General features: G+C 44.2%; 24 protein-coding genes. 9 read left to right on the forward strand and 15 right to left on the reverse strand.

Features of this window, described 5'->3' with window-relative positions:
• Positions 1 to 89 precede the first annotated feature (89 nt).
• The 6 genes from CH367_RS16770 to CH367_RS16795 form a co-directional block, all read right to left on the reverse strand.
• Positions 90 to 359: a BolA family protein gene (locus CH367_RS16770; RefSeq protein ID WP_100763654.1), complete on the reverse strand. Its 270-nt coding sequence runs from the start codon at positions 357 to 359 to the stop codon at positions 90 to 92.
• Positions 360 to 390: 31 nt separating this feature from the next.
• Positions 391 to 1,164: an ABC transporter permease gene (locus tag CH367_RS16775; RefSeq protein ID WP_100763655.1), complete on the reverse strand. Its 774-nt coding sequence runs from the start codon at positions 1,162 to 1,164 to the stop codon at positions 391 to 393.
• Positions 1,161 to 2,078: an ABC transporter ATP-binding protein gene (locus tag CH367_RS16780; RefSeq protein WP_100763656.1), complete on the reverse strand. Its 918-nt coding sequence runs from the start codon at positions 2,076 to 2,078 to the stop codon at positions 1,161 to 1,163. The genes CH367_RS16775 and CH367_RS16780 overlap by 4 nt, the downstream gene beginning before the upstream one ends.
• Positions 2,079 to 2,096: 18 nt before the next feature.
• A complete protein-coding gene (locus CH367_RS16785) occupies positions 2,097 to 3,479 on the reverse strand; it encodes a dihydrolipoyl dehydrogenase (RefSeq protein ID WP_100763657.1) in 1,383 nt (460 codons plus the stop codon).
• A gap of 69 nt (positions 3,480 to 3,548) precedes the next feature.
• Positions 3,549 to 4,199, reverse strand: a complete 651-nt coding sequence (locus CH367_RS16790; protein ID WP_244284609.1) for a hydroxyacylglutathione hydrolase C-terminal domain-containing protein — start codon at positions 4,197 to 4,199, stop codon at positions 3,549 to 3,551.
• 166 nt (positions 4,200 to 4,365) lie between these two features.
• Positions 4,366 to 4,680: an STAS domain-containing protein gene (locus tag CH367_RS16795; protein WP_010574904.1), complete on the reverse strand. Its 315-nt coding sequence runs from the start codon at positions 4,678 to 4,680 to the stop codon at positions 4,366 to 4,368.
• Positions 4,681 to 4,877: 197 nt separating this feature from the next.
• Here CH367_RS16795 and CH367_RS16800 point away from each other — a divergent pair, with 197 nt between their 5' ends.
• Together CH367_RS16800 and glpK are read left to right on the forward strand one after the other, a co-directional pair.
• Entirely contained in the window at positions 4,878 to 5,834 is a 957-nt protein-coding gene (locus tag CH367_RS16800) for an MBL fold metallo-hydrolase (RefSeq protein WP_100763659.1), read from the forward strand.
• Positions 5,835 to 5,898: 64 nt separating this feature from the next.
• Positions 5,899 to 7,389 (forward strand): glycerol kinase GlpK, encoded by a 1,491-nt coding sequence (gene glpK, locus CH367_RS16805; RefSeq protein ID WP_100763660.1) that lies wholly within the window; start codon positions 5,899 to 5,901, stop codon positions 7,387 to 7,389.
• Here glpK and CH367_RS16810 read toward each other — a convergent pair.
• The 6 genes from CH367_RS16810 to sppA are packed head-to-tail and all read right to left on the reverse strand — an operon-like array spanning position 7,383 to position 13,086.
• Positions 7,383 to 8,678: a hypothetical protein gene (locus CH367_RS16810; RefSeq protein ID WP_100763661.1), complete on the reverse strand. Its 1,296-nt coding sequence runs from the start codon at positions 8,676 to 8,678 to the stop codon at positions 7,383 to 7,385. The two genes, glpK and CH367_RS16810, sit on opposite strands and share 7 nt — an antisense overlap.
• Before the next feature lie 9 nt (positions 8,679 to 8,687).
• The gene (locus CH367_RS16815) at positions 8,688 to 8,981 is read right to left on the reverse strand and encodes a hypothetical protein (RefSeq protein WP_100763662.1); all 294 of its coding nucleotides are present in this window, start codon (positions 8,979 to 8,981) and stop codon (positions 8,688 to 8,690) included.
• Position 8,982: 1 nt separating this feature from the next.
• Entirely contained in the window at positions 8,983 to 9,963 is a 981-nt protein-coding gene (locus CH367_RS16820; protein WP_100763663.1) for a PP2C family protein-serine/threonine phosphatase, read from the reverse strand.
• Positions 9,960 to 10,574, reverse strand: coding sequence for a hypothetical protein (locus CH367_RS16825; protein WP_425268865.1), 615 nt, complete (start codon positions 10,572 to 10,574; stop codon positions 9,960 to 9,962). Before CH367_RS16825 ends, CH367_RS16820 begins: the two co-directional genes overlap by 4 nt.
• 55 nt (positions 10,575 to 10,629) lie before the next feature.
• On the reverse strand, positions 10,630 to 12,054 hold the full coding sequence (locus CH367_RS16830; protein ID WP_100763665.1) for an MBOAT family O-acyltransferase: 1,425 nt from the start codon (positions 12,052 to 12,054) through the stop codon (positions 10,630 to 10,632).
• Positions 12,055 to 12,093: 39 nt separating this feature from the next.
• Entirely contained in the window at positions 12,094 to 13,086 is a 993-nt protein-coding gene (gene sppA, locus CH367_RS16835; RefSeq protein ID WP_100763666.1) for a signal peptide peptidase SppA, read from the reverse strand.
• Positions 13,087 to 13,220: 134 nt separating this feature from the next.
• On the opposite strand from sppA, the gene CH367_RS16840 reads away from it, so the two are divergent.
• The 5 genes from CH367_RS16840 (at position 13,221) to CH367_RS16860 (ending at position 19,023) form a co-directional block, all read left to right on the forward strand.
• Complete coding sequence (locus CH367_RS16840; RefSeq protein ID WP_100763835.1) at positions 13,221 to 14,126, forward strand: aldose epimerase family protein; 906 nt, start codon at positions 13,221 to 13,223, stop codon at positions 14,124 to 14,126.
• A 150-nt stretch (positions 14,127 to 14,276) separates the two neighbouring features.
• A complete protein-coding gene (locus CH367_RS16845; protein ID WP_100763667.1) occupies positions 14,277 to 15,986 on the forward strand; it encodes a DNA repair helicase XPB in 1,710 nt (569 codons plus the stop codon).
• A gap of 65 nt (positions 15,987 to 16,051) precedes the next feature.
• Positions 16,052 to 17,269, forward strand: coding sequence for a pyridoxal phosphate-dependent aminotransferase (locus CH367_RS16850; protein WP_100763668.1), 1,218 nt, complete (start codon positions 16,052 to 16,054; stop codon positions 17,267 to 17,269).
• A gap of 3 nt (positions 17,270 to 17,272) precedes the next feature.
• Positions 17,273 to 18,205, forward strand: coding sequence for a hypothetical protein (locus tag CH367_RS16855; RefSeq protein ID WP_100763669.1), 933 nt, complete (start codon positions 17,273 to 17,275; stop codon positions 18,203 to 18,205).
• Complete coding sequence (locus CH367_RS16860) at positions 18,193 to 19,023, forward strand: alpha/beta fold hydrolase (RefSeq protein ID WP_100763670.1); 831 nt, start codon at positions 18,193 to 18,195, stop codon at positions 19,021 to 19,023. Before CH367_RS16855 ends, CH367_RS16860 begins: the two co-directional genes overlap by 13 nt.
• Here CH367_RS16860 and CH367_RS16865 read toward each other — a convergent pair.
• Positions 18,980 to 20,455 carry a sodium:solute symporter family transporter gene (locus tag CH367_RS16865; protein WP_165783318.1) on the reverse strand — a complete coding sequence of 492 codons (1,476 nt, stop codon included), beginning with the start codon at positions 20,453 to 20,455 and terminating at the stop codon, positions 18,980 to 18,982. The two genes, CH367_RS16860 and CH367_RS16865, sit on opposite strands and share 44 nt — an antisense overlap.
• A 223-nt stretch (positions 20,456 to 20,678) precedes the next feature.
• Here CH367_RS16865 and thrB point away from each other — a divergent pair, with 223 nt between their 5' ends.
• Entirely contained in the window at positions 20,679 to 21,644 is a 966-nt protein-coding gene (gene thrB / locus CH367_RS16870; protein WP_100763672.1) for a homoserine kinase, read from the forward strand.
• Positions 21,645 to 21,649: 5 nt separating this feature from the next.
• On the opposite strand, the gene CH367_RS16875 is transcribed toward thrB, so the two are convergent.
• Together CH367_RS16875 and CH367_RS16880 are read right to left on the reverse strand one after the other, a co-directional pair.
• Positions 21,650 to 22,297, reverse strand: a complete 648-nt coding sequence (locus tag CH367_RS16875) for a hypothetical protein (RefSeq protein WP_100763836.1) — start codon at positions 22,295 to 22,297, stop codon at positions 21,650 to 21,652.
• A gap of 15 nt (positions 22,298 to 22,312) precedes the next feature.
• Positions 22,313 to 22,642 (reverse strand): hypothetical protein, encoded by a 330-nt coding sequence (locus CH367_RS16880; RefSeq protein WP_100763673.1) that lies wholly within the window; start codon positions 22,640 to 22,642, stop codon positions 22,313 to 22,315.
• A gap of 284 nt (positions 22,643 to 22,926) precedes the next feature.
• On the opposite strand from CH367_RS16880, the gene CH367_RS16890 reads away from it, so the two are divergent.
• Entirely contained in the window at positions 22,927 to 23,973 is a 1,047-nt protein-coding gene (locus CH367_RS16890) for a DsbA family protein (protein WP_100763674.1), read from the forward strand.
• The last annotated feature ends 9 nt before the right edge of the window (positions 23,974 to 23,982 follow it).

Here is a 23,982-nt window from a genome sequence, read left to right on the forward strand (position 1 = left end):
TTCTTTAGACTTAAATCTGAATCGGTTTTTCGTTTTAGAAAGACCTTAGTTTTACAATTTCGAATCCCGTTTTTGTTACAATCCCAAATTTAGTCCCGCTCCTTCGTTTCTAAAGTAATCGCGTGCAGGCCTTTGTCGATCCAAGGTTTGAGAACGGAATACACCATTCTATGCTGTTCCACGACCGCTTTGTTTTGAAACAGAGGCGAAACTAAGACGATTCTTACGTGAGTTCCTTCGGGTTTATTTTCCGGATTTCCGGTGTGACCCGCGTGTTCCGCGCTGAAATCCTCCACTTCCAATCGGGACGGATTCAGGGAAGAATGGAGTGCGTTTCGAATCTCTTCTTGGGTGCTCATAAACGTAAGATTCCTAAACGTCGGATCGAAATCAGTTTCGGATTCCGATTCCCTTTTTCAAAAGATATACGGAGATCAGATATAAAATTAAGGTTGCGATCGCAATCATAGAAAGGGCGAATCCGGGATGAATGTCGCTCACTCCTAAAAATCCGTAACGAAACGCGTTTACCATATAAAGAATCGGATTGAGTCTCGATACGTTTTGCCAAAACGGCGGAAGCATCTGAATCGAATAAAACACTCCGCCTAAGTATGTAAGAGGAGTTAGGATGAACGTCGGAATGATCGTAACGTCGTCGAACTTCTTTGCATACAGCGCGTTTAAAAATCCTCCGAGTGAAAACAACAAAGAACTCAAAAACACCGTAGCGATCAACATCGGAAAGTTATGCACTTGAAGTTCCGTAAAGAAGAGGGAGATCGCGATCACTAAAATTCCAACGAGGATTCCTCGGATAACTCCTCCGATCGTATAACCCAGAACGATCAAGGAAGCCGGAGTGGGCGAAACCAAAAGTTCCTCGATGTTTTTCTGAAACTTCGCTCCGAAAAAAGAAGAAACCACGTTGTTATACGAGTTGATGATTACGGACATCATCACGAGCCCCGGAACGATAAACTGTATGTAGGTATGGTCTCCGATGTTTCCGATCTGGGAGCCGACTAACTTTCCGAAGATGATGAAGTAGAGTGTGATCGTGATTCCGGGAGGAATGACCGTCTGAATCCAAATTCTCAGGATACGAACCGTTTCCTTGATTACGATCGTCTTGAATGCGTTGTATTTTTCGAGGAGGTTCATAGTTTTTTCTCCACCAATTTGAGGAAGAGTTCTTCCAAACGGTTGGACTTGTTTCTCATACTGCTGATCTTGATTCCGTTCTGTTCCAGTATTTTGAATAGGTCGTTCAACGAGGCCTCTCCGTAGATGGACGCTTCCAGAGTGCCGGCGTCTATCTGTTTGAGTTCGACGCCCGGAACGGGTTTATGAGAATTGAGATGACCCGTAAAATCCAAAATGAAAGTTTCGTGATCCAGCTTTTGAAGAAGTTCTTTCATGGAAGTGTTCTCTACGATCTTTCCCTGATCGATGATCGCTATATTTCTACAAAGACTTTCGGCTTCTTCCAAATAGTGAGTGGTGAGAATGACCGTGATCCCCGATGCGTTCAACTTCTGAAGAAATTCCCAAAGAGATCTTCTGAGTTCTATATCCACGCCGGCGGTCGGTTCGTCCAAGATGAGAATTTTCGGATTGTGAATGAGAGCCCTTGCGATCATCAATCTTCGTTTCATTCCGCCGGAAAGTCTTCCCGCGGATTCTTTTCTTTTTTCATAAAGACCGAGTTGTTGCAGATAACCGTTCGCGTTTTCGGCGGCGACCTTTCGATCCATTCCGTAGTAACCGCCTTGGTTGATTACGATCTGATCCACTCGTTCGAATATGTTGAAGTTAAATTCCTGAGGAACCACACCGATATACGATTTCGCCTTAGCAAGGTCCTTGTCCAAGTCCGCGTCGAGGATACGGACGTTTCCCGAGGTCTTGTTTACGAGCGAACTTAGAATTCCGATCGTAGTCGATTTTCCGGCTCCGTTCGGACCGAGAAGGGCGAAAAAATCCCCGTTCTCTACGTTCAGCGTAATTCCCTTGAGGGCGGTGATTCCACCCGAATACGTTTTTACTAAATTCTCAATTTGCAGAGCAAATTTCATAAATTTTGAATATTCCCATCATTCTTTTGTTTGTAAAAGTTCGTTCGCTTTTCTGGCCGCGTTGCGCGCAATTTCGGGTAACGCGGGGTGTATGTAGATCATTTTCAAAAGATCGTCCAAGGTCCCGTGCATCGTCATAAGAAGAATAAAAAGATGAATCACATTCGACGCCTCGTCTCCGATCGCGTGTGCTCCGAGAACCTTCCTGGTTTTTTTATCCACGAGAATTTTCACAAAACCGGAATCGGATAGACGCGCCATTCCGGTCGCGCTGGAGCTGTACGGATTTTTGGCCGCGATATAATCCGCACCTTCTTTTTTGAGTTGGTCTTCCGTTTTTCCCACCTTGGCTACTTGAGGATGCGTGAACACAGCGTGCGGAACGGGCGGATAGTCGATCGGAGATTTTTTCTTTTCCTGATACAGAGTGCGGAATAAAAATTCTCCCTCGAAGTTCACCGAATGTCTGTAGAAGTATTTTCCGGTGATGTCGCCCAATGCGTAAACTCCGGGAGTGGTTGTCTCCAGATATTCGTCGACTGAAATATATCCTTTCGCGTCGGTTTTGATTTTTGTATTCGAAAGATTCAAAAGATCGGTGTTCGGCTTTACACCCGTTGCGACCAAAAGAGCCTCGGCTTTGAGTTGAATCGTTTTCCCCTCGCTGAGAACGTCCAGGTAAAACAGATTCTCCTTATATTCCACTTTTTGAACATTGCTGTGCAGATATACTTTGTGTTCTTTCGTGAAAACTCGTTCGAATTCGTCGACAACGTCTTGGTCCTCGTTTTTGAGCATTCGATCACGGACTACAAAGGTGACGTCGCTTCCGAAAGCGGAATAGGCGAACCCGAGTTCCAATGCGATAAAACCGCCTCCGATTACGATCATGGACTTCGGTAGATCGGTTCTTCGCAGAGCTTCTCGGCTCGTCATATAAGGAGTTCCCGCAAGTCCGGGAATATCGGGAATGATCGGTCTGGCCCCCGACGCGATAAAAATTCTTTCCGCGGTCAAACGCTCCCCGTTTACCTCTATCACTTTGTCGGAAACAAAACTTGCAGTTCCTTGAATGTAGGTTATATTGGGATTCTTATCGTACGCGGGAAGAATCGAGGCGGATTCCTCGTCCACGGTCTTGGAAACTCGTTTCACCAAGGTTTTGAAATCGACCTCGGGTTTTCCGGGAAAGTTGATTTGGAATTTTTTTGAGTGTTTGGCGAGGGAAAGAATTTCCGCGGGATAGATCAACATCTTGGAAGGAATACAACCGCGGTTGAGGCAGGTTCCACCGGGACTTTCCTTTTCGATTACGGCGACCTTATAACCGATTTTGGAAGGAGGAGTAACAAGTTTGGTTCCTCCGCCGGTGCCGATCACGATGATATCATATTCTTTCACAAAAAAGAACCGCCTTGGTTACAGATTCTGGATCGGGGCTTAGAAGGGCAAACGATTTCTAGAACAAATTCACCACTGATCGCGTAAGGAACGGAGTGAAACGAATAAATCTTCGGGAGAAGGTCCCAAGGTTTTCGGTGAAATTTTTTTCGAAACGTTTTCTCGCAGAGTCAAAGTCGGTTTATCACATTGAAGAAACGTGTTGATCTTTTTTTCCTTCGCGAGATCGGTCGTAAGGAATTCGACGTCCTTTGGAAGATGAGAACATTCTTCCAAAGTTTTCATCGCGTCGACGTTCGAAGGATCCAAGGAAAGAGTAAACTTTAAATTCGTTTCGAGATAGTCGTGACCGGGATACAAAAGAATGTCCCCGGCCAAAGGATAGAATTGTTCCAGGACGGTTTTTGCGAGAACATGCGGTTCTCCTCCTCGATGACAGTTTCCAACTCCCGCGTTGAAGAGTGTGTCTCCCGTAAAAAGAGCGGTCGGTTTTTGATTCTCCATCAGAAGAATACAAACATGACAAAACGTATGACCGGGAGTGTCTAAGATCTCGAGGTATTCTTGAGAAGAGGAAAGAATTCGATCTCCCTTTTTCAGGGGATGAATCGCATGCGGGATTCTCCCGATTCCGGCCGGGTGGCTGTAAACCGGGCAGTCGTATCGTTTGACCAAACCTGCGTTTCCCGAAGTGTGATCCGGATGTTCGTGTGTATTCAATATGAAGTCGAGTTTCCAGCCTCTTTCGTCTAAAAACGTTTCGATCTGTTTCGAATCATAAGGATCGATGGAAAGAGTTTCTAAGGTTGTCGAGTTTCTTAGAATGTAAGTGAAGTTGCGAAGAGGGCTATTCGTGTAGATCCGAAAGATTTCCAGAAAAAAGAACCTAACGGATGATATCCAGATGTTTGTCGAGGTTGGCGATTTTCAAAATCGTCATCACGTCTCTGCTGATGTTTTTGAGTTTAAGGGAACCGTTGCGCTCCGTTACGTATTTTTGGGAGTTGAAGATGGCCCCAATCCCGGAAGAATCCAGATAAGCGTCTCCCGAAAAATCGAGGACGATATCGGTAAAACCTTCTCCGTGTTTTTTGATAATGAGTTCTTTGAGAGCGAACGCGTTTTTAAGGCTGATGCTCCCTTGAATCCGTATGGTGCAAGTTGTGCCCTCTGTGAGGATCTCTGTGTTGAAGTTTTCCACGTTTGCTTTGCTCGGAACCTGTTATGAATCCTATTCGATCCGCGTACTCGGTAAACAAAATTTTTTTCCAACCATCTGAGTCATAAGAAATTTTTCATAAATAAAAAAGAATTAGCTGGAAATCCTGATGGAATAGATAATTTTAGACAACATTTTCCTGAAAAATCCTCTTCTTTTAGGATCTGTTTTTTTAAATTATGCGCATAAAATTTTGGGGTGTACGCGGTTCTATTTCTTCCTCGGTTCGAGGAGAATTGATCCGCAATAAAGTACAGAAAATTCTCAGCTTAGCGACTCCCGCAGACATACAAAGCCCGGACGCAATCGATACCTTTTTAGACTCTTTGTCCTTATCCAGTTGGAGCACCTACGGCGGAAATACGACCTGCATCGAAATCCGAGATAAAAAAGACAACCTAGTCATCGTAGACGGAGGAACGGGTTTGAGAGAACTCGGGAATTCCATTTTGCACGAGGGTTTTATAGAAGGTAAGGGAAAGGCGAAATGGATTTTTACCCACACACATTGGGATCATATCCAAGGGATTCCTTTTTTCGTTCCGTTGTATTCTCCGGGAAACACGTTCGAGTTTTTGAGTTCGGTGGACAATCTCGAGGAACGACTTAAGTATCAACACAGCTTTACACATTTTCCGGTTCCGTATGACAGCTTTCGAGCCACGAAAAACTTCAAGTTCATTCCGGAAGGAAAAGCGTTTCCCGTAACCGAATCCATTTCGGCGATCTCCAAATCGGTTCGCCATCCCGGCGGAAGTTTCTCCTATCGTTTCGAAGAGGACGGTAAGTCCTTGATCTTCGCTTCGGACGCGGAGTTCAACTTGGATGAAATGGAGAATATTCAGGATTACTTAAATTACTTTCGAGGCGCGGACGTTCTCGTATTCGACACTCAATATACGTTCGAAGAATCCCTTCAAAAGATCGACTGGGGTCACAGTTCCGCTTCTATGGCGACGGATATCGCGCTCCGTGCGAACGTTAAAAAACTCGTGATGTTCCATCACGATCCGTCGTATGACGACGAAAAACTGGACGCAGTTTTCTTACGCGCTTTGAAATACAAAGAGATGTTCGATCCGGACAACCAGTTACAGATCGTCATGGCTTACGAAGGTCTGGAACTGGAAGTATAACTTACAGTTTTTCTAATATAAAAACCGAATTCAATCTTTCATTCAACCTTGGGGAGAATCTTTCATGAGTGAGTATATCATCGGGATCGACGCGGGAACCACCGGGATTCGAATCTTTTGTTTTAACAAATCCGGAAACGTGATTTCAAGCGCATATTCCGAGTTTAAACAACACTATCCGAAACCGGGTTGGGTGGAACACGACGCCGAAGAAATCTGGGTGAAAACCGAAAAGCTCATCGCAAAGGCGATCAAAAACGGAAAGTTGAGTCCCGCAAAAGCGGTCGCGATCGGAATTACGAATCAAAGAGAAACCACGGTATTGTTCGACAAGGATACGGGTAAACCGGTTTACAACGCAATCGTATGGCAGTGTAGAAGAACTTCAGATACTTGTATGGATCTCAAATCCAAAGGAATGGAACCTCTCTTCCGTAAAAAAACCGGATTGGTTCTCGACGCATATTTTAGCGGAACCAAAATTCAATGGATTCTTGAAAACGTAAAGGGCGTAAAGGCACGGGCCGAAAAAGGAAAGGTTCTATTCGGAACCATCGATACCTTTCTTCTCTATCGATTGACAAACGGAAAATCGCATAAGACCGATCATACGAACGCAAGTAGAACTTTGATCTACAATATCGAAAAGAAAGAATGGGATAAGGAACTCACACAGGTTCTGGGAATCCCGGACGCGATTCTTCCCGAGGCGCATAACTCAAGTTCCTTGTTCGGAAGAACCGAAAAAGTAAAAGGGATTCCGGACGGGATTCCGATTTCTTCCCTCGTAGGAGATCAACAAGGAGCCTTGTTCGGTCAACTTTGTACGGAACCGGGAGAAGCGAAGAATACATACGGGACCGGATGTTTTCTTCTGTTCAATACGGGAAATAACTTTCAAATCTCAAAAAACAATTTGTTGACCACTCTCGGATGTGGACCGGAAGGAAAGACGGTATATTGTCTGGAAGGATCGGTTTTTATCGGAGGAGCGGTCGTTCAGTTTTTAAGAGACAACCTGAAATTTTTCAAAGAATCCAAGGTGTCCGAAAAACTCGCTTCTTCGGTTAAAAAGGAAGACGAGGTCGTTTTTGTTCCCGCATTTGCGGGGCTAGGCGCACCGTATTGGGATATGAATGCGAGAGGGGCCATTCTCGGTTTGACCAGAGATACGACCGCGGAACAAATCACAAGGGCGGCGCTCAAGTCCATCGCGCTTCAATCCTACGAACTCGTGGAAGCGATGGAGAATGATACCGGTTCGAAGTTGAAAGTTCTGAAAGTGGACGGTGGAGCGACCGGGAATTCCTGGTTGATGCAGTATCAATCCGATATATTAGGAAAACGTGTGATTCGCCCTTCGAACGTGGACACAACCGTACTCGGTGCGGCGTTTTTGGCCGGACTCGAACGTGGATTTTTTCCATCCGTAGCGGACTTAAAGAAAAAGTTAAAGGCGAGCAAGGAATTTTCGCCTCAGATGAAAACCGCTCAAAGGGAAAAAGAAATTCAGATCTGGAAGGATTCGGTAAAAAGAATTCGAACCAATCAATAATCAAAACCTAATAAACAAAATTCGAATGTCTTTCTTTCCGAAGTGATTCCGGCTCCGCATAGGATTCGGAATTCCGGAAAGAACGGGATTTCGAGAATTCTTCCCGGCGGAATTTTCAAAAAGAATTGTTCGTCCCTTTCCCTTTTTGTAATCAGCGTATCCATTCTAACGATTTCGATCCATTCTAAGATCTTAAAAAGAATCGTCTTTTCGGTTACGGCATAAAGTTCGATCGCGTTTCTTCCAGCAATCTGAAGATTGAATTTGGAGGTGATTGGAACGCTTCGAAAGTTGGTTTCGATGTTTTGGCTTGGATCCGTTTTGGAATCCTCCAAGTTTTCCCGATAAATAGGAAATATTCCATTTTCATAATAGATCTTTCTGGAAAAGTTTTTGAAGATTTCCTTTTCGATCGTTTCCTCCAAGGATTCTCCCGCTTCGGGTTTTTTCACCGGAGAACTTAAGATCGACTTTAACTTATTCTTCGAGATGTTTTTTTCGATCATCGCCTTTACGGGCGGGGATAACTTAGGATAAGAATAACGTATGATTCGTTCGTCCATAGAAGTTAGAATTCGATTCAAAAACGGTCCGTGGATTAACGGAAGGATTTCGATTCGAAAGATTTGATCCCTGAGAAAAACCGCAAACTCAGGCTCGTGAGAAAAAAGATTGGAAACGATCGTCTGTTCTTCCGAAGGAGTTCCCGCAAAAAGAATCTTCACAAGTCGGAATAGATATGATTTTTGTTTCGCATCGAAGTAAAGGGACTCTATCTTTTGATCCACTTGGGCTTCGGAAAGCTCGGGGTTTACGATATCTTTCAAAGAAAGATAACGCGTAGAAATCATCTTGTTTCTTCTTTGTCTGAATAGTGTGAAACTTCCGGTTTGAATCGTTCCGATAAACGTTAGGTCCGATTCTCCCCTGGAGATCCGAAACGGAGAATGTCCGACCGGAAGATACGGATTTTGTCGAATTGGAAATTCCACGTTATCCGCAATCTCAAAGGATTCGTCCGGGAATCGTTCGCTTCTGGAGTGAATTTTTCCCTGTTCGTAACTCAAATAAGAACGGGAATCTATGGATTTGGAGGAAAAGGAAACTCGGTTCCAATCCACTGAATATAAAAAACGGGGAACAAGAGCGTGTGACGCGAATAAGAACGGAAGCTCTTCTATGTCCTTGGGACTGAAGTCGTAAAAAGGTTCGGATTTGGATTTAAAACGGACGACCGCGTCCGGATTTGCCAGAACGAAAAAGTAATTCCGACCTTCTTCTAACGGCATCGATCCTCTTTAAAAGGAAGGACGTATGGTTTCCGGAATCGGAGCGGAAAGTGCGGGGGAACTGTGGTTTCTTTTGGTAAGTTTGGAAATGAGGGCCTTTTTGAAATCGTTGAAATTATATTCAACTTTTAGAATTTGAATTTCATCTTCCAATCCGAACGGAATAAACTCTATGATTTCGTCCTCGGTCAGTCCGGTTACTAAGGTTGCGTCGTGAAGAATTCTTCCCAACTTGCGGGCGTCTCTTTCGTCCAAGGGAATCAGATTCAGGATTTTAATTTCGAGTGGCGTCAGTTCTAACATATCATTTTTTGCGAATCATGAGAATGGTCATGTCGTCTTGGATTCTTCCGCCCGTATGTCTTAGGATTTCCTCAAAAAGACTGTCCGCGATTTTCCGCAGATCGTTCTTGGGAACTTCCTCTAAAAATCGGAACAGACTTTCTCCGAAATACAGGTTTCCGTTATTTTTCTGTTCGTAGAGGCCGTCTGTAAAGCAAAATACGATGTCCCCCGATTCCAAACGAAATGAGTTTCTGCCTTGGATGTTTTTCAAACTCGCGTTCATCGTGGTCGATATGAATTTTCCGTCGGTTTCGACGATTCTGTTTTTCCCTTCGTTCTTTTGATACACAACAAAACTCGGATGTAAACCGGAATGTTCCACGTTTCCATCTTTGTCCGCTTTGATGAGAAGAAAGGTCGCATATAAACTCGGATTGATCGTCGGATTTTGTTCGGTTCTTTTGAGAAGTTCTTCGTTGATTCTTTCTATGATCTCGTATGGGCCCGCTTCCTTTCGAACCAAAAGAGCCATTTTTTGAAAGATCATCATACTGAAAATTCCGGCGAGATAACCGTGTCCGACCGAATCTCCGATTCCGATCCAATAGTTTCCATCCGCGTCGGTGAGAAAGTTGTAAAAGTCTCCTCCGATCGGATTGTAGGTGAGGGTTCTTCCGAAAATTTCGTAATTCTCGTCGTCGAGCGATAATGGAAACAGATAACTCTGCATTCTATCGTCGCCTTTGCGATAACGTTTCATCATCTTGCCGCGGATTTCCTCTCCGGGAAGAATTTTCTTAGTCAGAAACAATATAAAAGAAACATAATTTACTAAATAGAGAAAGCCGGTGACCGTAAAATAAAGAACGATTTTTTCTTTTGTCGAAAAGGAGGAAGTCTGAAGAAATAGAACCGCGATGGAGATACAAATCAGGTTGATACTGGGTAAAAGCCACCCGACTCTTTGAAAGTAACTTTTGATATAATCCGATAAATTCATGGTTTATAAAAATATGCGTGAAACTGAAATTCCTTTTTGAGAAAATTCCGTCTCGCGATCTGAAAGTATTTATCCTCTAAATACGGTTTGCTGATCCCGTCCAAAAGTCCGTATGTCTTTTCCCGATAACCCGATTCATACAATAATGGGACGAGAGTTTTCGAGGAAGAATCGTAGTGATACAACAATTTGTGACGATACGGAAGATACTCGAGTTGAAACGCTTCCGCGTTTCCTTGAAACTGGGTTTCGCCTTTTTCTAGTGTTTCCAATAAAACCCAGTTACCCGAAATCGAATACTTTCCCTTACCGCTGACGATATGCGTCGTATATTCGTTCACGTCCTTGACTTCTCTTCTCATGGACTTTTCGAACGTTCCGTCTTCCCCATTTAGGAAAATTCTTTCCTGAACCGTATTTTTGTAGAAGAGGGTGTTTCGATGCGACCGTTCGGGCCGGTTTCGAACATACATTCCGCTCGGAACTCGAATCGAATTTACGGTTTGGTCGGGGTCTTTGGGAAGTTCTCGAATCCATTCGGTGGAACAACCGCAACAGAATAGACAGACGTAAAGGAGGAGGTTCGGAACGTTTCCAGAGAGTCTTTTCAGGTTCAACGCAAGTCCCTCCTTTTCGTTTCCGATCCTCCTTTTTTATCGGAGGGTTTTAAAACTGAAAGTAAATAAATTCTCCACCGCCGTCGCCGAAAACGCCCAAGAGCAATAGGAGTATAACGCTGAGCAACGGAATCAGAATGAGAGAACGTTTTTCCACCTTTTCCATCGTCTGCGGAAAGTATTGAAGTGCGTTTAGTCCCACGGTCAAGAAAATGAAAAGTAGAAGTTCTTCCCAGCGGGGAAGAATTTTGCCCGTAAATAAATTCTTGAATCCACTGAGCAGATCGAGCATAAACGGAACCGCGTTTTTACCCGCAGAACCTCCCCGGAAAAAAAGACCGGAGAACACGAATAGATTGAGAGTAAGCGTGTTTCTTAAAATACGAACCGTTTTGGACGGACCCAAGTTCGCCGCACCCGGAACCGGTCTAGGCTCTAAGATTCTTTCCACGGCGAGAATCAAACCCAAATACGCTCCCCAGAGTACGAAAGCGATATTGGCTCCGTGCCAAAGACCTCCGAGACACATCGTAAGAAACATGTTCAGTTGGGATCTGAATTCTCCCTTTCTGCTTCCGCCGAGGGGAATGTAGAGATAATCGCGGAGCCAAGTAGATAACGTTACGTGCCATCTCCCCCAAAATTCACGGAAGGAAAAGGATAGGAACGGTCCTCTGAAGTTTTCCGGAATATCATATCCGAGTAAGAATGCGGAACCTCGGGCGATGTCCGTATAACCGGAAAAGTCGCAGTAAACCTGACAAGCGAACCCGAACATCGCGATATAAATCGAAGCCGCGTGGTATTGACCCGGCTCGAGATAAAGTGGGGAAATGATTCCCGCGATGGAATCCGCGAGCACCGATTTTTTAAACAGACCGAAGATCAAAAGAAAGATCCCTTGTTTCATTCTGTGTTTGTCGATTTCGGGATGATCGAGTTTCGGCAAGAAATCCGTGGATCTCATGATCGGACCGGCGATCAATTGAGGAAAGAATAGGATGAATAAAAAGTAATCGCTGGAACCGATCCGTTTCGGAATCAGATCCCTGTGAATGTCCACCTGAAGCGCGATCAACTGAAACGTATAAAAACTGATCGCCAACGGTAAAAGAATTTCCACCGAAGTTCCCAGTCTTTGCCAGAGTTCCATTCCGGTGATCGAACTCATCGAGTCCATTACGAAATAGTAATATTTAAAAAAGGCGAGGTTGATCGCGTTCAGAACGATCACCCATTTCAGAAGACCGCTTGTGGATTCTCCCTTTTCCTTTTTATCCCAGAGTTTGAGGGAAAAGTAATAGTTGAATCCGATTACGAGCAAGAAGTGAATCAGAAACGCTATGTGCGAATAACCGTAAAATACGATCGAGGAAACGAGAAGGACCTTCTTTTTGGAAGGCCCGTTCACGTTCCAATAGATCAGATACGTGACTAAGAATAGAAAAAGAAAGGGTAAGGAATTGAATAACATCGATATACCGGAAAATAGATTCTAAATTTCTAATGGACCTTAGTAAGACCAGAGATATAGAAAACGAACCTGTCTTCCCGTTCCTAAAATTTTCGAAATCGCGGAATCGGGTCTTAGTTCGGGGGATTGAACCTGATAGAAGTTCGCTCTTTTTTCAGCGCTCTGAGAATAGTAGATGATTCTAGGGCTTGTGTTCCCAGGCGTTTTTTTATAGTTCGGAAGAGACATCGTTTCTTGAACCGCGTTGTCGAAGTAACCGACCTTATCGATCAAACCGTGTTGCAGGGCTTGAGTCGCCGTAAAAATTCTTCCGTCCGCGATCTTACGAAGTTCCGCGGGATTTTTTCCGGGTCTTCCGTTTTTCACAACTTCGAAAAACTTCTCGAACAGATCGTCCACGATGGATTGAAGTAGTTTTCTTTGTTCGGGAGAAAGATCTTCCAAAGGAGAACCGATCGTTTTGTTTCCGCCGGAACGAATCGATTGATCCTTGATGCCGAGTTTATCAAGACCATCCTTCACGTTGATACCGGAAAGAATCACTCCGATCGAACCGGTTACGGAAGTAGGATGAGCGATCACAAGATCCGTAGCCATAGAAATATAATACGCACCGCTCGCCGCCGTATCCATAAAGAGGGAAACGACCGGGATTTTCTTTTTGGTTTTGAATTGTAGAATTTCTCTATAGAGAATGTCGCTCGCGGTAACAGAACCGCCGGGAGAATTGATTTTTAAGATGACTGCTTTGATTTCAGGATCGAGTTCCGCGAGCTCGAGTTGTTTTTTAACGCCGGCTAAGATCGAATCTTCTTGGCCTCCGAAGAACGTTTTTTCGCCTTCGTCGCTGATCACACCGTCGATCGGGATGATTAGGATTTTATCCTCGTTTCTACCGGAGAGAAGTTTTTCTCTCAGTTCCGCGGTTTTACCGGTTCCTCCGCCTAGGTTTGCGTTTACCGGAATGTAACAGTTTGCAAGAAAGGATCCTAGAAAAAGAGTAGTTGCCCAAGTTAGAATCGAGTGTTTCAAAGAAATTCTCCTATGGAATGGTCAGTTTCCCCCGCTAAAGCAGGCTTTCAATTCCTTTCCTAAGACCTTTCGAGTTTTAAAAAAGGACTAAAATGGATGGAAAGGAATCCGAATTTCCGAAAAGTTTGCGCAACGTGTTAGAAATTTTTAGCGATCGTTCCCGACTTCGATTTACGGACAACGGTGAACAAATTCTTTCTTGGAATTGGAAACATCCGAGCACCGAAAAGGAATTGGAAATCATCTCCGGTTACGAAAAGGAAAAAAGATTTTTCTCATCGGGTTCGTATCTCATGTATCCTTGGGTCAATCGTCATACCGACGATAAGATTCGTCTCGGGGAAGAATGGATTTCCTTAACCGATCTTGGAACCAAGGACTCGAACGGTTATCCTTCTCACGGACTTGCGTATTCTTGGAAACGAAAGGTGATCGAAAGAACGAATCAATCGATCGTTTTTGAATTGGTTCCCGATGAGAAGGTTCAAAATTCTACCTTGGGAAAAATCAGAGTCCGGGAAGCGTATTCCATTCGAAGAATTGTGGAAGAAGAGGTCTTAACTCTGAGAACCTCCTTTTTCAACGAGAACGATTTTTCATTCCGGTTTTGTTACGGTTATCATCCTTATTTTAGAATGAAATCCTTACAACAACCTTGTGTTCTTCGGTCTAACCTTGAGAAACAGATTCCTTTACAAGAAGATCTTACTCCGACGTATCCCATATACGGAATCGAAACGGATCGGTTTACTTTGGAAGACGTTCCCAATCTCGATTCTTTGTTTTACGGAGAAGAGGCTTGGGTGCGTTTGGAAGTTCCGGATGATTCTTACCAAGTCCATCTTCGATCGAACGCATCGAGCGACGACGAGATTCGACTTTCGTATTTTCAAATCTATACGGACTTTTCCGGAAATCGAATTGCGATCGAACCGATGAGCGCGCCGGGGAACGCGATTCTGAACGGTTTTTCTTTAACGACTCTTCTTCCCGAGGAAGAAAAGAGCGGAAGTTTTCAAATTCTGCTTTCCGAGTTGTAAAACTCAGTATGACTTCGCGGAAGAATCGACTTTTCGGATTCATTTGTTCTACGGTTTTTGCCCGATGGAACGAAAAGAGCCTTATGTTCGCATTCTTCTTGACAGAAAGGGGTCGATTTTCAGTCTAAACAAACAGGAAACCAGACACAAATGAGCAAACCCTTAATCGTTCAGAGTGATAAAACCATGCTTTTGGAGGTAGATAACCCCGAGTTTGAAGCCTGTCAGAGCATTGTTTCCAAATTTGCTGAATTAGAAAAAAGTCCGGAATACCTTCATACATATAGAATTTCTCCACTTTCCCTTTGGAATGCCGCGTCGATCAAAATGACCGCCGACGAAATTGTGGAATGTTTGGAAAAATTCTCCAGATACTCCGTTCCAAAAAACATAGTAAACGAAATCCGCGAACAGATCAGTCGTTACGGAAAGGTAAAACTCGTTAAGGAAGAATCCGGAGAACTCGCAATCATCTCGAATGAAAGAGGATTTCTTCAAGAAATCGGGAATCATAGAGCGGTTCAACCGTTTATCGAAACCACGTTCCCCGATAAAATTTATATCAAAAAAGAATACCGCGGTCATATCAAACAAGCTCTGATCAAAATCGGTTTTCCCGTGGAAGACCTCGCCGGTTACGACGAAGGAAACAAATACGGATTCAATCTAAGACCGGAAAGCATCAGCGGTAAAAAGTTCGGAATGCGCGACTACCAAAGAGCGTGCGTGGAAGTGTTTCACGCCGGTGGTGGAAACGAAGGCGGTTCCGGTGTTGTGGTTCTTCCTTGCGGTGCTGGAAAAACGATCGTAGGGATCGGTGTGATGCAGATCGTGGGCGCTGAAACCCTGATTCTCGTTACAAACACACTTTCCATCCGCCAGTGGAGAAACGAAATTCTCGATAAAACGGACATTCCTCCCGAGGATATCGGAGAATATTCCGGTGAAGTCAAAGAGATTCGCCCGATTACCATAGCGACGTATAACATTCTCACCCATAGAAAGAAGAAGGGAGGGGATTTCACCCACTTCCATCTGTTCAGCGCGAACAACTGGGGTTTGATCGTGTATGACGAGGTTCACTTACTTCCCGCTCCGGTTTTCCGTATGACGTCGGAACTTCAGGCAAAGAGAAGACTCGGTCTTACCGCAACTCTCGTGCGCGAGGACGGTTTGGAAGAGGACGTATTCTCCCTGATCGGACCGAAAAAATACGACGTTCCTTGGAAGGAACTCGAGAGCAAGTCTTGGATTGCGGAAGCGAAGTGTAAGGAAATCCGCGTTAACATGGACGACGATCTTCGTCTGAAATATTCCATCGCGGACGACCGTGAAAAGTTCAGACTCGCTTCCGAAAATCCTGAAAAGATGAAGGCGATCGACCTCATCATGAAAAAACATTCCGAGTCGCATCTGCTCGTGATCGGACAATATATCAATCAGCTGGAAGAAATATCAAAGAAATTTAATATTCCTTTGATTACGGGAAAAACCCCGCTTCCGGAAAGACAAACGTTGTATGACGCGTTCCGTTCGGGCAAGATCAAGTCTCTTGTTGTGAGTAAGGTTGCGAACTTTTCGATCGACCTTCCGGACGCGAACATCGCGATTCAGGTTTCGGGAACCTTCGGTTCCAGACAGGAAGAGGCTCAGAGATTGGGTCGAATCCTAAGACCGAAAGGACACGACAACACGGCCGTATTCTATTCTCTCATTTCGAGAGATACGAACGAGGAACGTTTCGGCCAGAACCGTCAGTTGTTCCTTACCGAACAAGGATACGAATACGAAATTTATACTTTGGATCAATTCAGAGAAGCCCAAGAGGAATTGGCTCAGTTACAACTGAACAACGCTTGATGAGAGTCTTTTTCTGAATTTCATTCGGAGATAGATACAAAGTTAAACATAAAAAGAGGAACAGCATGGATCTCAGCGCAAAAAGGCTGAACGTCATCGAACCTTCCCCGACTCTCGTAATCACCGCAAAGGCGAACGAGTTGAAAAAAAAAGGGGAAGACATTGTAAGTTTCGGAGCCGGTGAACCGGATTTCGAAACTCCGACCCATATCCGAGACGCCGCTAAGAAGGCGATCGATAAGGGAATGACGCGTTACACGGCTGTTTCCGGTACGATTGAACTCAAAGAAGCGATCGTTACCAAGTTTAAAAGAGACAACGGACTCGATTACGATAAAAGTCAAATCATCGTAGGAACCGGCGGAAAGCAGGTTATCTACAATTACTTTTTAGCGACTCTCAACGCGGGGGACGAGGTGATCATTCCCGCTCCGTATTGGGTGAGTTATGCGGACATCGTTCGTTTGGCCGAAGGTGTTCCCGTTATCGTAACTACAACTCCTGAAAGTAATTTTCAAATCACTCCCGAACAATTGAAGAAGGCGATCACCTCCAAAACCAAATGTCTGATCCTGAATTCTCCGTCGAATCCGACCGGCGCGGGCTATTCCAGAAAGGATCTCGAAGCATTAGGCGAAATCGTTCTTTCAGCGGGAATTCAAGTGATGAGCGACGATATCTACGAAAAAATCGTTTATGACGGTTTTACGTTTTCCAATCTCGCGATGATTTCATCGGAACTCAAAAAAAATACCTTCGTGATCAACGGGGTTTCCAAAACGTATTCCATGACTGGCTGGAGAATCGGTTACGGAGCGGGAGATTTAAGCATCGTCAAGAATATGGAAACGATTCAGAGTCAGTCCACTTCCAATGCTTCTTCGATTTCGCAAGCCGCCGCCGAAGCCGCTCTTGCCGGAGATCAGACTTGTGTTGAGGAAATGAGAAAGGCTTTTGAAAAAAGAAGAAATCTCATCGTTTCCCTTTTGAACGACATCCCGGGCGTAAAATGCAACAATCCTCAGGGAGCGTTTTATGTGTTTCCGTATCTCACGGACGTTTATAAAACTCCCGGTTTTGAAAAGCTCAAAAAAGAATCTTCGGAAAAGTCTCTCAGTAAGATTTTCTGCAGTGTTCTATTAGAAAAGTATAAAGTAGCCGCAGTTCCCGGAATCGCTTTCGGAGAAGACGACGCTCTTAGGCTTTCCTATCCGATGGGAGAAAACGACATCAAACGCGGAGTCGAAAGACTCGCGGAAATGATACGGGATCTGAGCAAGTAATCGATGAAGCGGATCGTTCTGATCCTATTCTTTTTTACGATAGTCCCGCAGGTTTGGGGAGGAGATCGGTTGGTGTTAAAGCCGAATTCTCCCCTTTATTTATTTCCCGATAAAAAATCCGAAATTCTCCGCCGTCTCGGTTTCGGAGAAGTTGTCCAAAGCAAAAACGAAAAACAAAACGATCGTAATTTTCGATTCGTTTCCGATTCTTCCGGTTTAAGCGGTTGGTCCGAAACCGCGGTTCTTTTCGACATGGAAGAAAGGGGAGCTTATAAGGTGATCCTACGTTCGATTGATCGAATGTTGTATTCGACGAACACCGGTCTTACCGAACTCGAATCCGTTTATCAATATCTTTCCTCTTTGGAGGAAAACGGGATCTATCACGGCGAGGAATATCTCTATCTGAAAATCAGAAGATCGGTCGTCTTGATAAGAATATTAGAAATTTTGCAAGAAGGCGAAAGCAAACGAAAAGAATCCAAACTTTCGGATTATCTTTCCAAAAACCCGGGCGAAATCATCCCCGGGGAACGAGGAAAACCGGCGAGAATTAACCCCGAAGTATTTTGGAAGATTGGGGAAGAATTTAAGGATAAGGGCCCGGGCGACTTTGCGGCGTTTCTCGGAGTAAAACATATGCCGGAAACGAATTGCAAACGGGATGTTTTTTGTTTTCTAAACGACGAAAGAAAAAGAAGAATCCGTTATCTGCAATTGAATCCGAACGGAAACTACGCGAGCGTATTCGCGAATCAAATCACCAAAAAACTCGAATCTTTGACAAAGGATGGCGAAACCATTCAGTGTGGAAAGGGAGAATCCAAAAAGGAAATCTACGAATCCTTTCGAAAAGAACTGCAATCTCTGCCGTATCGATACGGTAAAAAATATCATAATTTTCTAAAGCTCATCCAAAAAGAATGTCTGCAGTAGATCTCAGTTTTCGTAAGATCGATTTTAATTCGGAGAAGTTTTTAACCCCGATTTGCGGACCGATTCTCGTTTTACACGGACTTTTCGGTTCTTCCAAAAACTGGCCGAGCGTGGGGGATTTTTTGAGTCGTTACGGCGACGTGTATCTGATGGATCTGAGGAATCACGGGGATTCTCCTCATTCTTCCGAACATTCCCTCGCTTCTATGGTGGAAGATCTCGAAGTTTGGATCTCGAAAAATAATATTGCGAATCCGGTGATTCTCGGGCATTCCATGGGCGGACTCGTTTCGATGGGTTTCGCATTAAAAAATCCGAATATTCCATCCTTATTGTTTATCGAGGACATCGCGCCGAAGGATTATCCGTTTCAATACGAAGGCGAACTCGCTTGTTTACGAACGGACGTTTCCGGTTTTAAATCCAGACAGGAAATCGACGCGGCCTTGACGAAAATTCTTCCGAACGCATTTATCAGAAACTTTTTGGAAATGAATTTGGAACGGACGGAAAGCGGTTCGTATCGTTGGAAACTCAACGTGGAAGGAATCGCGGGTTCGCCCCGATTGTTACAGGATTTTTTCGGACGATATACGACAAAACCGTACCCCGGTCAGACATACTTTATCGTCGGAGGTGTTTCGGAATTCTTTCACAAAGAGGACACTCCGATTGCAAAAAGTTTTTTCCCGAATTCAAGGTTCTACGGAATTCCGGACGGGGATCACTTCATGCACTTTACAAAAGCGCCCGAATTCCGAAGAATTATGGAATCTATCTTTGAGAAGTCAGACGATTCTGAATTTGCAATAGACTGAGTCCGAGCAAAAAGCAGGTTCCGATTCCGAATGGAACGAGCAAGGTAAAACTCCAACCCGTCCATTTTCCGACGACGAGCGTGAAAGCCGGCGTAAGCCCGATCGCCAATGACGCAAAAGAATCCCTTAAATTCTGCATATAAGAAAACCATTGTATTCTTCCGCTGAGGAAAACCGCGATGATCGGACCGACCGTATAAGACGCGATCGAAAGCCCGAGTTCCACAAGACCCGTTTTACCCGCGGTCAAAAATAAGGGAAGAAGAGAACTCAGAAGAAGAATCATTCCCCAGAAAAGACTCAAGGTCCCCGAGCCGAATTTTTCGATTTTCAAATCCACCTTTGTGGTCAACGAAAGAGAATTGATCGAACTGGAAAGTGTGGACATCGCGGAAGCCAAGATTGCGGCCAACAAAAACCCGGTTACGGGGGAAGGAACCTCTTCCAAGATGAATTTGGAAAACACCTTATCTTTCGGAAGGGAAGAACCTTCATAATAAAAATATAATAGAACTCCGATACTCAAAAATAAAACGAACTGAAAGAACACGAAAATTCCCGAGGAGATCATCGCTTTTTTCGCGTCTGCTTCGGATCTGCAGGCAAGAACCCTTTGTACGAACATTTGATCGACTCCGTGGGTTCCCAGAGTCAAAAGAATTCCTCCGATGATCGCAGTCGGAATAAAATACGCGGAAGAATAATCGGTCCATTCAAAAATTCTTAACTTGTTCGCGTTGTTCGCTTTTTGAAAAAGAAGACCGAGATCGAAACCTCTTTCCAACAAAAGAGAACCCAGATAAAAAAGAGAAAAGATTCCACCGGCGACGTAGATCAAAAACTGAATCGAATCGACCCAAACAACGGAACGAAAGCCGCCTTGCACCGTATAAAGAATGGTGATTCCGGAAATCAAAAGAAGACTTAAGATTTCGATTTGAAGTGTGGAGATCTCGAAAGAGCCGTATTGTTTTAAAAAAACTTCGAGAAGAATCGCAACCGGAATCGCGGACGCGTACATTCTCACCCCGTCTCCTAAAATCCGAGTGAGTTTGAACAAAAAGGTAACCGTTTTTTGGGAAACTTTTCCGTAACGGATTCCCACCCATTCATACACGGAAATAAAACCGGATTGGTAATACATAGGAATGAAAAGCCTCGCGACGAGAATTCTCCCGAGAACAAAACCCAAACCGAGACCGAGAAACGTAAGATTCCCGGAATAACTCAAACCGGGTATGTTTAAAAAAGTAAGAGTGGAGGTTTCCGTCGCGACGATGGAAAAGCTGAGAGGAATCCAGGAAAGTTCTCGTCCCGCCAGAAAATACGAGGAAGAATCCTTGTCTTTTTTTCTAGAAGTAAACCAACCCGAAAAAAGAACCAGTGCAACATATAAAAGCAGAACGATTAAATCTAGAAACGAAAAGTGCATAATCAGGCAGAATTGACCGTTGTAGGATCGAGAAAACTCTTTTTCAAGGACGCGATGTTGTTCACACGAATTCCGCGAAAGAATGAATTCGGAATTATAAAATGTCGGCTCGATTTTCTAAAATCAAAACCCCGGAATCGAAAATCAAATGACGATTTGATTTGGAGAGAAATCTTGGTCGTATCTTTTGCGAACTTCTGCGCGGAAGTTTCGCTTTTACACTATGACTTCGATTCGACAGTATTCCATTCGGGTTCCGGGAACCTCGGCCAATTTAGGACCGGGTTTTGATTTGTTCGGACTCGCATTTCGAATTTACAATCAGTTTCAATTTCAGTTCATTCCCGGAAAGAGCTTTCATACTTCCGTAAAAGGAATGGACGTGTTGCCGTTCGGTCCGGACGAGGATCTTGTTCTTTCTTCGTATAAATCCTACTTTCAAAAATTTCTTCCTGGGATCGAAGTCCTTCCGTATTCCTTGGTAATGGATTTGAATCTTCCTATGAAAGGGGGGCTCGGTTCCAGCGCGAGCGCGGCCGTTGCCGGAGTTTGCGCGGCGCGGTTTGCTCATAAGAATTTTTATCCGAGGATTTCCCTTCCGAGTGAAAACGAATTTTTGTTTCACTTAGGTCAGATCGAAGGTCATCCGGACAATACGATTCCTGCGTATTTGGGCGGGTTCGTATTCGCGTATTTCAACGGAAGCCGTCTTGAATACGTCAAAAAGAAATTTCCAAAGAAGGTTCGTTGTTTTTTGATTGTGCCCGATCTGGAAACTTCCACACATCAATCCAGAAAAACTCTTCCCGGTTCTTATTCCACCGAGGACGTGATCTTTAACATGAGTCGGATCGCAACTTGGATGGAGTTCTTGGATTCCGGAAAGGTTTCTCTTTTGAAACTAGCGCTCGAAGATCGGGTTCATACTCCGTATCGAATGCATTCCGAGTTTGAATTGAATCCGCTTTTAGCGCAGGTGGAAAAATCTTTGATCGGGTATTCTCTTTCGGGAAGCGGTCCGTCCGTTCTTTTATTTTCAGAACGCAACAAAGCGGTTCGTGTGGAAAAGATTCTCAAAGAAAAACTCGCCGAGTTTACTCAGAAAACTCATTTTAATTGTCAGATTCTTTCGCTCAAAGTGGAGGAGGACGGAATTTCAGAGAGCGTTAAGGATATTAAGATTTCTTAAAGTTCTTATTCTTCCTCGTCTCCGCCGCTTCTTTCTTCCTTTCCGAACGCATAGAGTCCCTTTTTGATCGGGGTTCTCCGGTTGAGACCGGGATGAATTTTCGTAACCGTAAAGATAAAACGCATTCTTTCCTTTCCGAAGTTGTTGATGAAAAACTCGGAAGAAAGACTGATCTCGAAATACTGAATCATTCTTTCCTTAACCACTTTATCCGAAATCCGGAAATCGGCCTTTTTACCGATGACCTCGTAACTATCCAGTTTTTCGGCGGATTCCATTTTGGAGAAGGTCGGCATTGCGGGAGGTTTGAAAAGTACGGGAGAATTTCGTAATATTTGAATTTCGTAATCTTCCGTGTCCTTCGCCTTTTTTACGTTGAATACGAGATGATTGTCCGAGATCGCGTTGCAATAGGTGCGGATATCGCCCGAGGTTTGACCCACGCTGAACCGCACGTTTCTCTGACTTTCGGAAACCACAAGAACGAAACGATCTCCTTCTTCGGGAGGGGTTCCGGCTCCGGCGCTTCCTTTTTTAAGCGCGGGATAAATCACTTCCTGGAAAAATATAAAGGCGAGGCCCGCAAACGCGCCAAGGCCCGCAAAGATTAAAAGAATGTCGAGACCGACCGTGTAGATAAGAGCGAGAATCAAAAACAAAATTCTTCTCTATCGTCTTACATCGATTTTATGGTCGGTCGGGTTTTCGCTCATACGGGAACGTACCATCATGGAAAGAAGATTTTTCATCTGTTCTGGACTGATTACTTGGTTCATTCTTTCTTCAAAGGATACCGGAGAAGGTTTCATGACAAGCTCTTCCGGTTTGATTTCGTTCTTTTCCGGCTTGGTTTTTTGCGGAATCGAATCCGAAATTCTTACGTCCTTTTCGGCGCTTTGTGTATGCGTCGTAGTCGGTCCTGAACTCAACGCCTCGCTTTCTACGGATCGGGGCCAGGAAAACGAAAAAGATTGGATCGTTAATCCGGAAACATTCATAAACCCGAACCTCCTTTAAAATCGCCTTCGGATTTACGTTCGATCCGAAAGTCTCTCTATTAAAACTATCGGTAATAGGGGATTCACTTTAGTTTTTTTTAGGATTTTTTTACAAAGATCGTTCGGTTTTTCGGAAATTTGCACGGCTTGCAAAGAATTTAGAATTTCAGTCAAACGCAAGAATGGAGCCGGAATTTATCGTTTGCCAGAGGACCCGAGGTTTCTAAGCTGGCAAGTAAGGGAAACAAGACGCCGTTTTTCAAGCCATCGGGAGCAATATTTCCATGCAAGACATAATCGAGAAATTGAAAGCAAAGGAATTCAGACCTCTGCTCATTCTTTCCGCCGCATTTATCATCTATATCGGTTTCACCATTTTACCACTCATTGCTTATTTTACCCCGGACGGTGTCGCCGAGATCAAAGGTAAGAATTATACGATCAAGGATGTTGAAAAAGAAAGTCCGAGAATCGCACGTAAATTCTATGCGGAAACGAACGATCGTTTGTATCGAATCCTTTCGGAGTTCGCAAGTAAGAAGGTAGTCGCGCTCGCCGCAAAGGAGCGTAACGTTTCCGAAAAGGAATTGATGGAGCCGAACGTTCCCGCACCGAGCATCGAGGAAATGCGCGCGATTTACGATCAGTATAAAAATTCTCCCGCGCTCAGAGGAAAGTCCTTTGATCAAGTGAAGAATGAAATCGAAAACCATCTCATTTCTCAAAAGAAGGAAGAGATCAGAAACAATCTCTTCGGTCAACTCCGCAACGAATATAATATTTCCGTAAAGGTGAAGGAACTTCCTCCACTCAAAGACAATACCATTCTCACCGGAAACAATCCTTCCATCGGTCCCGAAAAAGCGAAGGTTACGATCATAGAATTTTCCGATTTCGAATGTCCTTTTTGCAAAAGAAGTCAGGACGTAAACGTTCAATTGAGAGCCAAGTATAAGGATCAGATTCGTTGGGTGTTTAGAGATTATCCTCTTTCGTTTCACCCGAACGCGATGTTCGCGCATATCGCGGCGAATTGCGCCGCTCCTCAAGGAAAGTATTGGGATTTCTTCAACGTTCTTTTTAACAACTCCGGAAATCTTCCGAAAGAAAGAGTTTTGGATCTTGCAAGAGGCGCAGGGCTTGAAATGAAAACTTTCAGCCAGTGTGTGAACGATTCCGCGGTTCGTAAAGAAGTCGAAGCGGATATGGCTGAGGGCGAGAAATACGGAGTCACAGGGACCCCCGCCTTTTTTATAAACGGTATTATGGTGGAAGGCGCTCAACCGATTGAAGCGTTTACCAAAGTGATCGATCAGGAACTTAAAAATTAAAATCAAAAA

The organism is Leptospira barantonii, assembly GCF_002811925.1.
Classification (GTDB): Bacteria; Spirochaetota; Leptospiria; order Leptospirales; family Leptospiraceae; genus Leptospira; species Leptospira barantonii.